Raw genomic sequence first — 14,284 nt, forward strand, 5'->3', positions numbered from 1 at the left:
GGTTTCAGGTGTGGTCGAGGATGAAGCGGAGGGCGATGTGTTCGGCCCAGTAACCGTCGTTGATGGGGGTGGAGGTAGCGAGGAAGGCGCAGTGGCCGCCGTGCTCGGTTTCGAGCCAGGTGATGTGGGGATTGGCGGCGATGTCGGCGCGGGCTTCTGTGGGGAAGCGGATGAAGGGATCGTCGGCTGCGTGGATGAGCAGCGTGGGAACGGCGATGTGGTCAAGCACGCGGGCGGCGGCGGCTCGGTAGTAGTAGTCATCGGCTGATTTGAAGCCGGAGTATAGAGCCGTAATGCGGTCGTCGAAGTCGCGGAGGCTGCCGATGGCGGCGGCCATCTGGGGATCGTAGGCGCGGGGGAAGAGCATGGACTTGCGGCGAAAGCGCTTGAGCAGTGCGCGGAGAAACTTCTGCTCGTAGAGTCGGTTCTGGGGCTCGTGCAGGGCGTCGGCTGACGCGGCGAGATCGACAGCAGGGGAGACTCCGACGACGCAGCGGAGCTGAGGCGGGGCATCGGTGCCGAGTTCGCCGGTGAGTTTGAGCACGAGGTTGCCGCCCATGGAATAGCCGATGAGGGCGACGGACTGCGAGCCGTGGACTTCGATGCAATGACGGAGGACGGCGTCGACGTCTCCGGAGAGGCCGGAGTGGTAGAGCGTAGGGGTGAGCTTTTCGGTGCCGCCGCAGTTGCGCATGTTCATGCGAACGACGTTGCAACCAGCGGCCCAGAGCTTGTTAGCGTTGCCGATAACGTACTGCGAGTTCGAAGAGCCTTCGAGTCCGTGCAGAAGGATGACGGTGGTGCGGCGTGCGCGAACGGAGGCGGGTTGCCAGTGACATTCGCAGAGGATCTGGGTTGCGATTTGCCGGTTGTGGGCGGGCGTAACTTCGATGAGCTCGGGAACGGGCCTGGGGAGCGTGTTCTTGCGCGGCAGGAAGTTGCCGACGATGGTCTGGAGGTGCGGATTGCTGAGCCATCTGCGCGGTATGAAGCGAGGAAAGCCTGAGGGCCAGGAAGGAAGTGGCTGCGTGGGAAGAGCTTCGGACATAGTTAGAGCGAACCTGCCTGCTGCAAGAGAGATGCTGCGTTGAGAGCGCCGGTGGGCTCGTCTTCGTGCTTCAGGTAGGCGTAGACCTCGGAGTGCCTGGCGAGGTCGGTGAAGCGGGTGGCGAAGGATTTGATTTCGGCAGGAGAGTAGCCACCGTTGCGACGCAGGCGATAACAGCGGAAGTTTGCGGTGACGACGTCGGGGGTTTCGAGGTCGTCGCTTTCCGCTACGCAGAGGGCGGCCTTGTGCTGGCGGAGCGTTGCGTAGGTGGCGTCGGTGAACCAGGAGGCGTGGCGGAACTCGAAGGCGATCTTGAGGGAGGCATCGGCGAGCGCGGGGGTTGCGAGGAAGTCTGCGAGGCGCTGCTGATGATCGTTCTTGTCGGCGGCGAAGTTGGGCGGCAGCTGAAAGAGCAGTGGACCAAGATTGTTCGCGGCGCGGGCAGGCGCGAGGGAGGCGATGAACTCGGTGAGAGTGGCTTCGCTGCCGGCGAGTCGCTGGAAGTGCGTGATGCGCTGGGGAGCTTTGAAGGCGAAGCGGAAGTCCGCGGGGGTGGATTCGAGCCAGCCGTTGAGTTGCTTTTCCGTGGGCAGGGTGCGGAAGGTGTAATTGACCTCAACCGAGGAGAGCTGCGAGGCATAGTAGCTGAGGAAACTGCGCGCCGGTGTCTTCGCGGGATAGAAGCCAGGCTTCCAGGTGGGGTAGGCCCAGCCGGAGGTGCCGACAAAGAGGTTGCGCGGATGAGGTGCGGCGACGGATACGGGCTGGGGGGGTGTCGCGCGCGGCAATCGATTTTCCTTCACGGCGCACGGTCCGATGACCAGTGCGGTTGAGATGGAGATTGCAGGAGGGAGATTGGGGCGGCTAGTGGGGTTCGAACCCACGACATCCGCTGCCACAGAGCGGCGTTCTGCCACTGAACTATAGCCGCCGTATCGAGTTCAATTGTAGCATCCAACGTAGAAGAAGCGAAATGCGCGGTGGAAATGAGGAATGTGATGGCTGTGACACCAGAGATTTTGTTGCCAGGGGATAAGGGGAGATCGCGACTGGGTGGCGGGGGCGGCGCGTTCCGCGATGAGAACCTGGATTTTCTATCGAAGGTCTTAGACACATGGTTCCGCGTGCCGGGCACGCAGATACGGTTTGGGCTGGACGGCATCGTCGGTTTCTTCCCGGGCGTGGGAGATTTTATCGGCGGCGCGGCGAGCTGCATCATCGTGCTGGCAGCGTTCTTTCGCGGCGTACCGATGATTACGATTGCGCGCATGGTGATGAACCTGGTGATCGAGGTCGGTGTGGGACTGGTGCCGATCGTAGGGAACCTGTTCGATATTGGCTGGAGAGCGAACCGGCGGAACTATCATCTGCTGGAGAGCAGCCTGGAAGGGCCGGTGCGCAATACGGCGAGCGACTGGCTGTTTATGGGCGTGCTGGCGCTGGGATTGCTGGCGCTGGCGATGGTGCCGTTTCTGCTGCTGCTGTGGATCGGAAATGGTCTACTAAAGGGGCTTCATGCGCCGGGATATTGATGCTTTCATGTGGATAGCGAAGATGCAATAATGAAGGAAGTCGGGGCGTAGCGCAGCCTGGTAGCGCATCTGCTTTGGGAGCAGAGGGTCGGGAGTTCGAATCTCTCCGCCCCGACCATTCAAATCAACAACTTGGGCATGACGGGTGCAGTGGCTAGATACGGGCTGCGTCGCGGTCAGTTCTGCGCCTGCGTAAAAGTGATGTAGAACGGCCCATCTTCGCAATCGAAGCCCACTGTGGTGCTGGAACTTGCATCGCTCAGATGCAAGACGTAGTTCTCTCCTTCGGCAACTAATGGCAGAGAGAGAATTCCGCGAGGAGAGAAGATCGACTTGAGGTTGCCTCCTACGACATTCGCAAGCTCAGCGAGCACATCGCGCACATCGTCATTGACGTGATTTAGAGGTTCACCCAACATCCGACTGGCAAAAGCGATAGCCTGCGCTTCCTGGCAGTGAATAAGAACAGAGCCGCGAAGTTCTCCTAGAAACTGCACCGTAGCCGTGAGGCCGCTAAGGGATTCGTTGACCTCTTCCGCTTTTGGAAGCAGCTCAAGTTCCAGCATCGTGCGAAACACTTCACTGGCAACCTCAGCCACGGTGCTTCTGCAGGTAGACATCTCGATTAGATTGCTCATCGTTCACATTCCTCTTAGGGTGCCTGATAGAAAACTGGTCTTCCGAACGCCACGCGTTTGAATTGATCGTTTAGATTCAGCGTGGACTCAGTGCCGCCAAGGCAGAGATAACCGCCTGAAAATAAGGTCCCGCGTAACTCAGTAAGGATTTTTTTCTTTGTCTCAATGTCGAAGTAGATCAGCACATTTCGGCAAAAGATTACATCGAAAGGCCCTTTTGTGCGCATGCTTTGGCGAAGGTCGAACTTCTCGAAGTGCACCATTTTTCGAACGCGTTCCCGGAGTTGCCAATCGAAGCCGCACCGCTCAAAATACTTCACCAGATAACTCGCAGGCAGACCTCGGTTGACTTCAATCTGCAGATATCGTCCCTCGCGTGCCTTGTCGAGAATCTTTTCTGAAAGATCGGTACCGAGAATTTTGATATTCCAGTCACCAAGGCCCATCTCCAGCAGGAGCATCGCGAGGCTGTAGGCCTCCTGGCCTGAGGAGGCTGCGGCCGACCAGAAAGTGAGTTTCTTCAGGGATCTCCTCTGTTCAATCAATGGAGGAAGGATATGGGTCTTCAGTGCATCGAAAGGAGCGCTATCGCGGAAGAAGAGGGTTTCGTGCGTTGTCATCGCTTCCACGATCTGCTGCTGCAACGGACCGCCGTTTCCACTTCTTAGTTTCGCGCAAAGCAGGTCGAAGGACTCTATGTGACTTGCTTGAAGAATCGGAACAAGGCGAGCTTCTACTAGATATTGTTTTTCGTCGTCAAGGTTGATCCCCGACTCGCGACGGATATAGTCGGTCAGAAAATGGAAGTCTTCGAGCCGAATGGGTGGTGTTAGCTTGCCAGCGATCATAGCCTCACCTTCGATCCGGATTGATTGACTCCTGCGGGTGCTCGGTGAGCTCCGTAACGCAGCAGGACGGAGGGCACGATTTCACTTAGCGGTAAGACTTCGTTGGCGAGACCGGCAGTGACTACAGCGCCCGGCATTCCCCAGACGACACTGCTCGCTTCGTCCTGCGCAATGATGTGAGCTCCTTGCTTCTTCAGTAGCTCAGTGCCTTTCAGACCATCGAAGCCCATCCCTGTCAACATGATCGCCAACGTGGAATGGCCATAGAGTTGCGCTGCGGAGCGGAAGAGCACGTCCACCGCGGGCCTACACGAATTTTCCATTGCGCCCTGGTCGAGGCGGACCTTGACCTCGGTTCCTTCTCGCACAACGTGCATGTGATAGTCCCCGGGCGCGATCAATACGCTCCCCGCGCGCACCACCATGCCTTCCGTGGCCTCATGAACTTTGAGCATCGACCTACTCTGTAATCTCTCCGCCAACAACCGAGTGAACACGGGAGGCATGTGTTGCACGATTAAAATTGGAAGTGGGAACGTAGCTGGGAAGAGTGGAATAACCTCGTTCAACGCGCTGGGGCCACCTGTCGAAACCCCTATGACCACGACCTGAGCGTTCGATCGCGAGACACTTTTTGTCATGGCCAAAGGGGGCAAAGGTGCGCTTATCAACCGCGGTGGACTGACCTCGCCTTGCAGATCGAAGAATTGCTTGATCTTTGGAATCAGTTCACGACGCAGGCTCAGCATCGACTTATCCAGCGAGCCTTCATTCGAAGCTTTGCTTACATAGTCGTCAGCACCGTTTGATAAGGCTTCGAAGGTTGCTGTTGCTCCTCGTTCCGTGAGCGTGCTGAACATGATGACGCGCACATCTTTGTAGCTGTGGGTTTTGCGCAGCTCGCACAACATCTGCAGCCCATCCATCTCTGCCATCTCGATGTCCAGCGTAATCAAGTCTGGCCTTGACTGCGCCAGCATCTTCAGGGCGACGGCACCATTTGAGGCCGTGCCCACGATCTCGACCGTTGGCTCTTCTTCAAGCGCAAGGGTGACGAGTCGGCGGATGACGACGGAGTCGTCCACGATGAGAACTCGGATGCGGGAGCCCTTCGGCATGGACTTTTTGTAAAGTACGTTCATAGCGCCTCGGACTCAGCCTTGCTGCGACATCATCTGGATCTTTTCCAGAACTGCCTCTTTGGTGAAGGGTTTCATCACGTACTCATTTGCTCCAGCTTCGAGTGCCAGTTGAACATGCCCTATCTCGGTTTCGGTCGTGACCATGATCAAGGGAACGCGCGAGAAACGTTGTTGTGCCCGGAAGTGGCGGATAAACTCCAGTCCATTCATCTCCGGCATGTTCCAGTCCACAAGAATGAGTGAGGGCGTGCCCTCTGTCTGCTCTACCAGATCCAGAGCCTCTCGCCCGTTCCCTGCCTGGCTTACCTCATAGCCAAGCTCGGTCAACATTCTTGTCAGGATCATTCGCACAGGCCGGGAATCGTCGATCACCATTGCCTTATTCATGAGCTTAGCCTCGGCTCCTCATCGTTCCATGTTCAAGTGTTCTTCTTTACAGACAGCATGCACAGGATGATCGAAGACCAGGTCGTCGATCATCCCGCTGGTTCGTCGAGTTACTGCAGCTGTCGGGACTGAGCCACAAACCCCTGCAGCTGCAATGCGAGATGACTCAGTTCCTGCGCTGCCTTCTGCGTGTCGTTCGCAGCCTGCGTCGTTTCCAAGGCCGCCGATGCAACACCGGAGATGTTTTTCGCAATATCGCCGACACCTTTGGCTGCTTCGGCAACGTTTCTGCCGATTTCGTTTGTGGTCACCGACTGCTCTTCAACAGCGGACGCGATGCTGTTGGAGATGTCGCTGATCTGGTTGATGATGTTGCTGATTTCGCCGATGGCGTCAACCGCTCCACGTGTGTCTGTCTGGATCGCGTCGATCTTTTGACCGATGTCTTCGGTCGCTGTCGCTGTTTGCTTTGCCAGCTCCTTCACCTCGTTCGCGACAACGGCGAAGCCTTTGCCCGCCTCGCCTGCACGCGCAGCTTCAATCGTTGCGTTCAGCGCGAGGAGATTCGTCTGCTGCGCGATGGATGTGATGACCTTGATGACCTTGCCGATCTCCTTACTCGAATCACCGAGTTTGCCCATGATCGTGTTCGTCGATTCAGCTACAGTCACAGCATTCTTCGCGACCCGTGCCGCTTCGTTTGCATTCTTGGAGATTTCGCGGATCGAGACCTGCATCTCCTCCGAGCCTGCTGCCACGACGGTGACGTTTGTGGAGACCTCGGAACTCGCATCAGACACCACATTTGCCTGAGTCGCTGTCTCCTCTGCGTTGCCCGCCATCTGCTGACTGATGGAGGTGAGTTCTTCTGAGGAAGACGACACGGACGAGGCCGTCTGCTCGATTCTGTCTTCCAGTTCCCTGCGTGGTGTGATATCGGTCAGATACTTCAAGACGCGAAATGGCTTACCGCTCTGATCCGACAGCAGGGAATAGGTCGCATCGATCCATACCTCGCGGCCCCCCTTGGCGAGTCGCTGAAATGCTCCTGCCACCTGCTCACCCAGATTCAAACGTCTCCACAAGTCCTTATATTCCGGGCTCTGCGCGAACGAGGGACTGCAAAGCACCCGGTGGTTTTTCCCTTTGACTTCTTCAAGGGAGTAACCAAAGAGGTGTAACAGCGTCTCGTTCGCCGTAATGATGGTTCCATCCATGAGGAACTCAATAAATCCTCTTCCTCTGAGCATCGCTTGACGCGCTGCGGTGGAATCGGTCGCATACTTCACGATGCGATAGGGACGGCCGTCTCCATCAAGAAGAGGACAATAGGAAGCTTGCAACCAGATCGATTTACCAGCCTTGCCATAGCGATGAAACTCGCCGGTCTGCGCTTCGCCAAGGCCGAGGTGTTGCCAGAACTCTCGATAGATCGGAAGGCTTCGTTCCAATTCATCTACAAAGATGCTGTGGTGCTTACCTACGATCTCGTCCAGGCGGAAATCGACGAGCCTAAGGAAGGCTTCGTTGGCTGTCAGGATGTTTCCCGACAGGTCAAACTCGATGATGCCTTGGACCTTATTCAGCGCTTCGTTACGGCTTCTTACTTCTGTGATCTCATCCCAGTTCACAACCGTGCCGACATATTCGCCCTCCTTGTCGAGGACGGCATTAATATTGAGGTCGAGCCACAGATTGCCGATCCTGATATCTTTGCGAATAGGCAGTGAGCGCACATCCTCTAACATCTTGCGTATCTGGTCGGCACGGTTGCCGTGGAAGGCATCAATCTTCATGCCAACCAGGTCTTCGTGAGTGACACCGAACTGCTTCTTGAGGGTCCCATCCAGCTTGCGCATGGTTTCACGGGCTTTACGATTCAAGTAGACGAGTCGGAGATCTCTGTCCGCAACAAAGACGTTTACGCCAATGTTTTCCATCGCGAGGGAGATGTCCGCTAGACCACTCGTAGCTTCAGACATGGGTTCTTCGAGAGCGACGTCGCTGTGTGCCTTACTTCCGTTCCTTGCCATGATGAATCCTCTTTTCAAAACTCGATAGGTGATTACTTCAGAACCGATAAAGGGCCGATGTCTTACGCCGCTATCTCAAGCGCTCGATCGAGATCGAGTACCAGCATGAGCTTGCCATCCAGTTTGTAGACGCCTTCGATAATTTCGCTCTCTTCCAGCGTGAGGCTTTCGGGTAGCCGTTCGAACGCGTCGGCAGGTGCATCGAGCACATCACCAATCTCATCCACCAGCAGACTGACAACGCCATCGTTCGTCCTCACCACAATGCTGATAGGCGCCTGCCCGAGCTGTCCCGTGGGGACGTTCAACCGTCTACGCATATCGACGGCCGTTACAATCTGCCCCCGCAGGTTCATCAATCCTTCAATAACCGGTGGGGCTAGCGGAACCCTGGTGATCTCCGGGGAACGAAGGACCTCCTGTACACGCAGAACGGCAATGCCAAAGAAATGACCGTCCACATAGAAGGTCGAATAGCGATTGATATCTGCCAATTTTGAGTCGCACGCACTCAAGGGTTGTGATCTCTCGCTCATGCGGCCACCTTCGAAGATCCGGCGTCACGGTCCGTTGGCACAGATGTAGTCTTCTCCAGATGGAGGAGAGACCGAATCAGTCCATCCCGATCAAATCGCTCAAGCCATATCTCCGATGCAGCCTCACTGTATTCAGGGATCTCGTCTTTGCGCTCGCAAAGAAGAATGAGAGGCAGCGACTCTGCGCCTTTCTGCTCTGCAAGAATGCGAGTGAGACCCGCGTGCAGTTGCGACCGAAGTTTTCCAGTAAGCACAATGGCTTTCGGCAGCTTTCTCGCGATCTTCTGCAGTGCGTCGTTTGTGTCTTGAGCCTCAAGCACAGGGTGACCAGCCAGCTCTAGATAATTTCGCACCAGGCCGCGGGAGAAGCCGTTGTCATCCAGCAGGAGTACGGGTTGCTTACTCGGCGCCAGGTGCGGTGCCCAAGCGGTGCCGGCGAGCTGCAATACGGCGGCCAGATCCAGAAACTCCGTAATCTCGCCGTCGATCACGGCGTGCCCGGAGATACCGGCGCGCCGACCTTCTTTAGAGATTCGCAAGGTCTCTGAATGAATGTCGAGTATCTGATCCACGATCAGTCCTACATGGCGATTGGCTTCTGAGAATACGATGACTGGGAGGGAATCATTCTGTTCTTCATGAACGGATGGCTGGCCATCGAGCAATTCGGAGAGACAAACCAGATCGAGTATCTCGTCTCTATATTGGACGACGAGCGAGCCGTTGCTTTGCTGGACACTCTTGCGTGAGAACTCCTCAAGCCTTGCGACGATCGAAATGGGAACCGCCACCCGGGCGTGGGCCCCGGAGCGGAAAAGCAGATATGTCTGCTGATCTTCATACGCGTCCTCGCGTTCGTCTGCGTCATGCCTGGTCTTCAGGGGGCTGTCGGCAACGACATTCGCAATCTGACCCAGGCCGACGACATCCAGGATGAGCGCCACACTGCCATCGCCCATGATGGTGGCACCTGCGAAGGGACGGAGACCTTTCAATTGATTTCCAAGCGGCTTGACGACGATCTCCTGCGTGTCGCGAATGGAATCCACAATCAGGCCGAAGAGCTGCTCGTCCGATTGCAGGATGACGATGTTCAGCACCTCGGAGTCTTCACCGCTGGCAGGAAGCTTGAGAATGTCGCGCAGGGAGACTATCGGGAGTAGCTTTCCGCGACGACGGTATACCGGCGTGCCATACACCATCTCGATCTGTCCGGATCCGGGGTTGTTCTCCAGCCGAAGCAGCTCACGCAGGCTCGCCTGTGGGATCACAAACTGCTCGCCACCGCTCTCGATAATCAGGCCGGGAATGATGGCGAGGGTCAGAGGGATCTTGATCTTGATGGTCGTGCCGTGACCCGTGGTGCTGCTCATATCCACAACACCGCCGATCTTCTCGATGTTTGTCTTGACGACGTCCATCCCCACACCACGACCGGAGATGCTTGTGACCTGCTCGGCTGTAGAGAAGCCGGGAAGGAATACAAGGTTGACCGCCTCGCGATCGCTTAGTTTCGCGATCTGCTCGGGATTCATCAATCCACGGTCGAGCGCTTTACGCTTCACGCGGTTGACGTCGATGCCACCTCCGTCGTCTGCGATCTCAATGTTGACCTTGCCACCCTCGTGATAGGCCCGCAGGGTAAGAGTGCCTGTTGCCGCTTTGCCCCGACGTGTCCGCTCTGCCGGAGCTTCAATGCCGTGATCGCAGCAGTTTCGAATAATGTGGGTCAATGGATCTTTGATGGCTTCGATGATGCTCTTGTCCAACTCGGTTTCGGCGCCGTCCATCTCCAGGCGGATCTGCTTGCCACAGGAGGACGCCAGGTCACGCACTACGCGCGGCAGCTTATTCCAGACCACACCAATTGGCTGCATCCGCGCCTTCATCACGTCCTCCTGCAGTTGCGACGTGATGAGGTTGAGGCGTTGTGCCGTCGCATTCAACATCGGATCATCCTGCTGCGTGGTGTATTGCAGAATCTGATTGCGCGCCAGCACCAGCTCGCCCACGAGGTTCATCACCTTATCCAGATGACCGACATCGACGCGGATCGTCGAATCAGCAATAGGGCCTGCCTTGTTTGCTGTGATCTTGTCCGCATCCTCACCCGGAGAAGTGAGCAGGGCTTCCTGTACGGGGACCGACATGATTGCTTCCGACGGCGGAGCCGTTGTCGTTGCCGACTGCAACTGAGCTTGCGCAGGCGCGCTTGCTGCTTTCGTTTCAGCCTCAACCGCTTCCAATCGCACCGTCTCAGTAATTTCGACGGTTGCTGCGAGACTTCCATCGGACGTGCCTTTTACACTTGCTGCAGAAAGCCGCTGTCGCAGGTCCTCATACGTTTCACCACTCTCCTGCGATGTCTTCTCGATGCTGGAAAGCTCATTCTTGATGGCGTCCGTAGATTCGAGCACCAGAGAGATCAGTTCGGCTGTAAGCTGCTTCTCGCCGGTACGCAGCTGCGAGAGAATATTTTCAGCAAGGTGCGTTACAGATTCGAGATTGCCGAATCCCAGAAATCCGCATGCACCCTTGATACTGTGAATCGTGCGGAAGATGCTACCCAGCAGCAGAGCGTCATCGGGATGCTTTTCGAGATCGACAATCTCCTGCTCGAGGCGCGACAGATTCTCGTTGCTCTCAATCAAAAACTCGTTAATGATTTCCTGATCGTCCACGTGTTCCTCTGCAGTTGCTTCAAGCGGTTAGCTGTTGCGGCCCGGTCCGTAGAGAAGAGTGAGTTGCCCGGTGCCGTAGCCCGCAATGTCTACGGCAAAATCCACGCGCTCTGTTGGCGTTTTGATGGTTTGGTCGATATCCACTGGCACCACCGGTGGAGGCATTACCAGCCGTTGGAACACCTGGTGTCCGAGGCCTCGAAACAACTGCGCGCAGATGTTCAGCACTTCTTTTGCAGAGTCAGCGAGGCTATCTTCCATCGCCCCAGCTTTGATGGAATCGAGCATCGCACAAGCGGGAAAGCTCAAGAGAGCGCCCGCCACATAGACCAGCAGTGGGAAATCGCATATCAGCAGACACGTTTGAATCTCATCCGCATCGCGGTAGACGCTGTAGACCCGCTTGCCTTTGGCAGATAGATCGAATGGCTTGGCGGGCTTGAGATCGATGGCGCGATTCAAGGTTCCGCACAGGAGTCGGGAGATCGTCTCTGCAGCAGGCAATCTTGTGCTCATTGCCCGAACTCCCCGGCCAGTGCCAGCTTCAGATCGTTCGAGGTAAAGGGCTTGGTAATCATGAACTGCGCACCGGCAGCGATAGCGCGTGCTCGCATCTCGGGGGCCGATTCTGACGTAATAAATCCGAACTTGACCACGCTGCCGATGGCCCGCAGCTGATTCAGCAATTCAATCCCCGTGGTGCCCGGCATGTTCCAGTCCGACAGCAGTAGATCGAGCACATTCTGCCTGGCAATCTGAAGCGCTTCTTCACCGTTCGAAGCTTCCAGCACTGTTCCCGTGCCGTATCCGGCTTCGCGAAGCGCACGCTTCACCAAAAGCCTCATAGCCTTGCTGTCATCCACCAGCAAAATATTCATACCTTGCCCTCGATACCCGGGGTTGCTACCCGACGTCGTTCTCGTAGACGCTATCGGCAGGGCAGGGAACTTCCATGAGGTACAAACTTCCGCTTATCTCAGACTGGCTGCTTTTCGTTAAGCGAGGAGATGGCTGAGAAAGATTTGAGTGGCAGTGGCGGGGCGCGCTCGCCTGTGCAGGCGAGGAGGATCTATATCCCGAGTGGCAACTCGTCTTCGCCAAGGAGCCAGCCGCGGAGATTGTGCGTGCGCTCGCATGGGCAGGTCGGGAACGGGTCCAGTCTGCCTGCACCGATCCGACCTGCGATCAGGAGAAGGTCTTGGCGTATGCGGTGAAACAAACCGCCGTAGCCCCGACCGTTTCCTTCCAACTTGAGTCTTTGAGAGCTACCGCTTCGATGTGGCGCGGCGTTGCTGCGTGGCTGTGGCGAGCTCCTGCAGGAGGGTTCGCGTCTCGGACCAGTCGATGCAGGCATCAGTGATGCTCTGGCCGTAGACAGGGGCCTTCCCGTCAAGCAGCGGCTGCGAGCCAGCGACGAGGTTGCTTTCGATCATGACGCCCATGATGCGATGGTCGCCTGCGGCGAGTTGCTGGGCTACATCGTGGGAGACCACTGCCTGGCGGCGATGATCTTTGCCACTGTTGGCGTGGCTGAAGTCGATCATGATGCGAGGTTTCACGCCCGCTTTTTCCATCTGTTCGGCTGTGGATGCGATGGAGGCAGCGTCGAAGTTGGTGATCTGGCGGCCGCCGCGGAGGATGACGTGGCAGTCGGGGTTACCCGAGGTGAGAAGGATGGCGGACTGAGCGGTTTCTGTGGTGCCAAGGAAGGTGTGCGGATGGCTTGCGGAGAGGATCGCTTCAATAGCAATCTGCACGTTGCCGGAGGTGCCGTTCTTGAAGCCAATCGGGCAGGAGAGACCGGAGGCGAGCTGACGGTGGACCTGGCTTTCGGTGGTGCGCGCTCCAATGGCGCCCCAGCTTACGAGGTCGGCCACGTATTGCGGAGAGATCATATCGAGGAACTCAGTGCCCGCGGGGACACCCATCTCGGCGAGTTCAAGCAGCAGGCGCCGCGCGATGCGCAGGCCGTCGCTGATGCGAAACGACTCGTCAAAGTACGGATCGTTGATGAGGCCCTTCCAGCCGAGAGTGGTGCGCGGCTTTTCGAAGTAGACGCGCATAACAAGGATGAGATCGCTCGAAAAGTCGGAGATGGCCTGCTTCAACAGGCCTGCATATTCCGTGGCAGCGATGGGATCGTGGATAGAGCAAGGGCCCACGACGACCAGCAGACGGTCGTCTTCGCCGTTGAGCAGGTCGACGACCTGACGGCGAGCTTCGAAGACGGTGCGCGAAGCGCTGTCCGTAAGTGGCAGCTCCTCTTCAAGAAAGATGGGAGGGATGACGACTTTGCTGGATACGATCCTGAGGTTGTTTGTGGGATATGTCATGGCCGCCTACCAGAATACTAGCTATGGGCCGTTTGCAGCGGGGAGGTGCAGAGTATGTCAGTAGGCGCCGTCGCGACGCAAGACGGCGCTGAAGGTCTGGGAGAGTATCTTCAGGTCTCCTCTCAGAGAGCAGGCGAGTGCATATTCGCGATCAAGCAGCACGCGTTGCTCGAAGGTGAGGCGGCTGCGACCGGAGATCTGCCATAGCCCGGTAAGGCCAGGCTTGACGGTGCAGTAGTCGGAGAAGTGCGGGCCGTAACGCGCTACCTCCGCCTGCACGATGGGGCGTGGACCGACGATGCTCATGTCTCCTGAGAGCACGTTGAAGAACTGAGGCAACTCGTCGAGGCTGGTGCGCCGGAGGAGGCGTCCGACGCGCGTGGTGCGCGGATCCTGCTTTAGCTTGTGACTGCAGGCCCACTCGGAGCGGGCGCGTTCGTCGTCGGTCAGGTGCTGCTGCAGTCGCGTCTCGGCGTCGACGCACATGGAGCGAAAGCTCCTGACCGCGTCGCAGCCCCTTCAACATCGGCACCCGCAGCAGCAGCTCACGCGGGATCAGCAGCGTCGAGGTCTGGAGAAACCCTTCGCCTCCGCGCACGCCCTCAGGCCAGTAGAAGTATTCGCTGATCGGCTCCCCCGCCCGTGGCAACCGCGAAGGCGAGGTGGCACCCTTACCCAGAGCTTCGTTGTAAAAGCGGCACGCGATAAAGGCGTTCCTATCTTCGAGTGTCGCGGCCAACAGCATCTGCTGCTCGATCTTCTCCGGCATCCACTCGTCGTCATCGTCAAGCAGAGCGACCCATTCGCCCTTTGCCGCGCGTGCTCCAAGATTGCGCGCCTCCGAGCCGCCTACATGTTCCTCAAGCGCGAGCACGCGCACCCGCGACTCCTCCAGCGATTGCAGCGCCCGCTCCGTCGCCGTATCGGGACCGTCTATCACCACAATCACCTCGACGTTGGGATAGGTCTGCTCCAACGCGCAGCGCACCGCCCGGCATACCAGGTGCGGTCGATTCCGCGTCGGTATCACCACACTCACCAAAGGCATCTGCGCTATCGGCTGCATCCCAGGCACTCTAGTCCGTCCCTTCGCAGGTTAGCGATCG

Annotated in this window: 14 protein-coding genes, 2 tRNA genes and 1 pseudogene; 2 read left to right on the top strand and 15 right to left on the bottom strand. The window is 57.5% G+C overall.

Features of this window, described 5'->3' with window-relative positions:
* Nucleotides 1-4: 4 nt before the first annotated feature.
* From OHL14_RS09935 to OHL14_RS09945, 3 genes are all read right to left on the bottom strand, one after another.
* The gene (locus tag OHL14_RS09935) at nt 5-1,048 is read right to left on the bottom strand and encodes a YheT family hydrolase (protein WP_263379189.1); all 1,044 of its coding nucleotides are present in this window, start codon (nt 1,046-1,048) and stop codon (nt 5-7) included.
* A gap of 2 nt (nt 1,049-1,050) precedes the next feature.
* Nucleotides 1,051-1,836 carry a DUF72 domain-containing protein gene (locus OHL14_RS09940; protein ID WP_263379190.1) on the bottom strand — a complete coding sequence of 262 codons (786 nt, stop codon included), beginning with the start codon at nt 1,834-1,836 and terminating at the stop codon, nt 1,051-1,053.
* Between the two features lie 68 nt (nt 1,837-1,904).
* Nucleotides 1,905-1,979, bottom strand: a tRNA-His gene (locus OHL14_RS09945).
* Between the two features lie 67 nt (nt 1,980-2,046).
* On the opposite strand from OHL14_RS09945, the gene OHL14_RS09950 reads away from it, so the two are divergent.
* Both OHL14_RS09950 and OHL14_RS09955 read left to right on the top strand, forming a co-directional pair.
* Entirely contained in the window at nt 2,047-2,580 is a 534-nt protein-coding gene (locus tag OHL14_RS09950) for a DUF4112 domain-containing protein (RefSeq protein ID WP_263379191.1), read from the top strand.
* Between the two features lie 41 nt (nt 2,581-2,621).
* Nucleotides 2,622-2,698, top strand: a tRNA-Pro gene (locus OHL14_RS09955).
* Between the two features lie 58 nt (nt 2,699-2,756).
* Here OHL14_RS09955 and OHL14_RS09960 read toward each other — a convergent pair.
* The 12 genes and pseudogenes from OHL14_RS09960 to OHL14_RS20220 all read right to left on the bottom strand — a co-directional run.
* Nucleotides 2,757-3,218, bottom strand: coding sequence for a chemotaxis protein CheX (locus OHL14_RS09960; RefSeq protein ID WP_263379192.1), 462 nt, complete (start codon nt 3,216-3,218; stop codon nt 2,757-2,759).
* Nucleotides 3,219-3,232: 14 nt separating this feature from the next.
* Entirely contained in the window at nt 3,233-4,066 is an 834-nt protein-coding gene (locus tag OHL14_RS09965; RefSeq protein WP_263379193.1) for a CheR family methyltransferase, read from the bottom strand.
* On the bottom strand, nt 4,063-5,184 hold the full coding sequence (locus OHL14_RS09970) for a protein-glutamate methylesterase/protein-glutamine glutaminase (RefSeq protein WP_263379194.1): 1,122 nt from the start codon (nt 5,182-5,184) through the stop codon (nt 4,063-4,065). The genes OHL14_RS09965 and OHL14_RS09970 overlap by 4 nt, the downstream gene beginning before the upstream one ends.
* Before the next feature lie 36 nt (nt 5,185-5,220).
* Nucleotides 5,221-5,595 carry a response regulator gene (locus OHL14_RS09975; RefSeq protein ID WP_263379195.1) on the bottom strand — a complete coding sequence of 125 codons (375 nt, stop codon included), beginning with the start codon at nt 5,593-5,595 and terminating at the stop codon, nt 5,221-5,223.
* Nucleotides 5,596-5,705: 110 nt separating this feature from the next.
* Complete coding sequence (locus OHL14_RS09980; RefSeq protein WP_263379196.1) at nt 5,706-7,628, bottom strand: methyl-accepting chemotaxis protein; 1,923 nt, start codon at nt 7,626-7,628, stop codon at nt 5,706-5,708.
* A gap of 62 nt (nt 7,629-7,690) precedes the next feature.
* A complete protein-coding gene (locus tag OHL14_RS09985) occupies nt 7,691-8,164 on the bottom strand; it encodes a chemotaxis protein CheW (RefSeq protein WP_263379197.1) in 474 nt (157 codons plus the stop codon).
* Nucleotides 8,161-10,845, bottom strand: a complete 2,685-nt coding sequence (locus tag OHL14_RS09990) for a chemotaxis protein CheW (RefSeq protein WP_263379198.1) — start codon at nt 10,843-10,845, stop codon at nt 8,161-8,163. The genes OHL14_RS09985 and OHL14_RS09990 overlap by 4 nt, the downstream gene beginning before the upstream one ends.
* A 27-nt stretch (nt 10,846-10,872) precedes the next feature.
* Entirely contained in the window at nt 10,873-11,361 is a 489-nt protein-coding gene (locus OHL14_RS09995) for a hypothetical protein (protein ID WP_263379199.1), read from the bottom strand.
* Nucleotides 11,358-11,723 carry a response regulator gene (locus OHL14_RS10000; protein WP_263379200.1) on the bottom strand — a complete coding sequence of 122 codons (366 nt, stop codon included), beginning with the start codon at nt 11,721-11,723 and terminating at the stop codon, nt 11,358-11,360. Before OHL14_RS10000 ends, OHL14_RS09995 begins: the two co-directional genes overlap by 4 nt.
* Nucleotides 11,724-12,110: 387 nt before the next feature.
* Entirely contained in the window at nt 12,111-13,178 is a 1,068-nt protein-coding gene (locus OHL14_RS10005; RefSeq protein ID WP_263379201.1) for a 3-deoxy-7-phosphoheptulonate synthase, read from the bottom strand.
* A 57-nt stretch (nt 13,179-13,235) separates the two neighbouring features.
* The gene (locus OHL14_RS10010) at nt 13,236-13,664 is read right to left on the bottom strand and encodes a sugar transferase (protein WP_263379202.1); all 429 of its coding nucleotides are present in this window, start codon (nt 13,662-13,664) and stop codon (nt 13,236-13,238) included.
* Between the two features lie 55 nt (nt 13,665-13,719).
* Nucleotides 13,720-14,244 (bottom strand): annotated as a pseudogene (locus OHL14_RS20220) (glycosyltransferase family 2 protein); the annotation flags it as partial.
* Nucleotides 14,245-14,284 lie beyond the last annotated feature (40 nt).

Origin of the sequence: Granulicella paludicola (assembly GCF_025685545.1) — a bacterium.
Classification (GTDB): Bacteria; Acidobacteriota; Terriglobia; order Terriglobales; family Acidobacteriaceae; genus Granulicella; species Granulicella paludicola.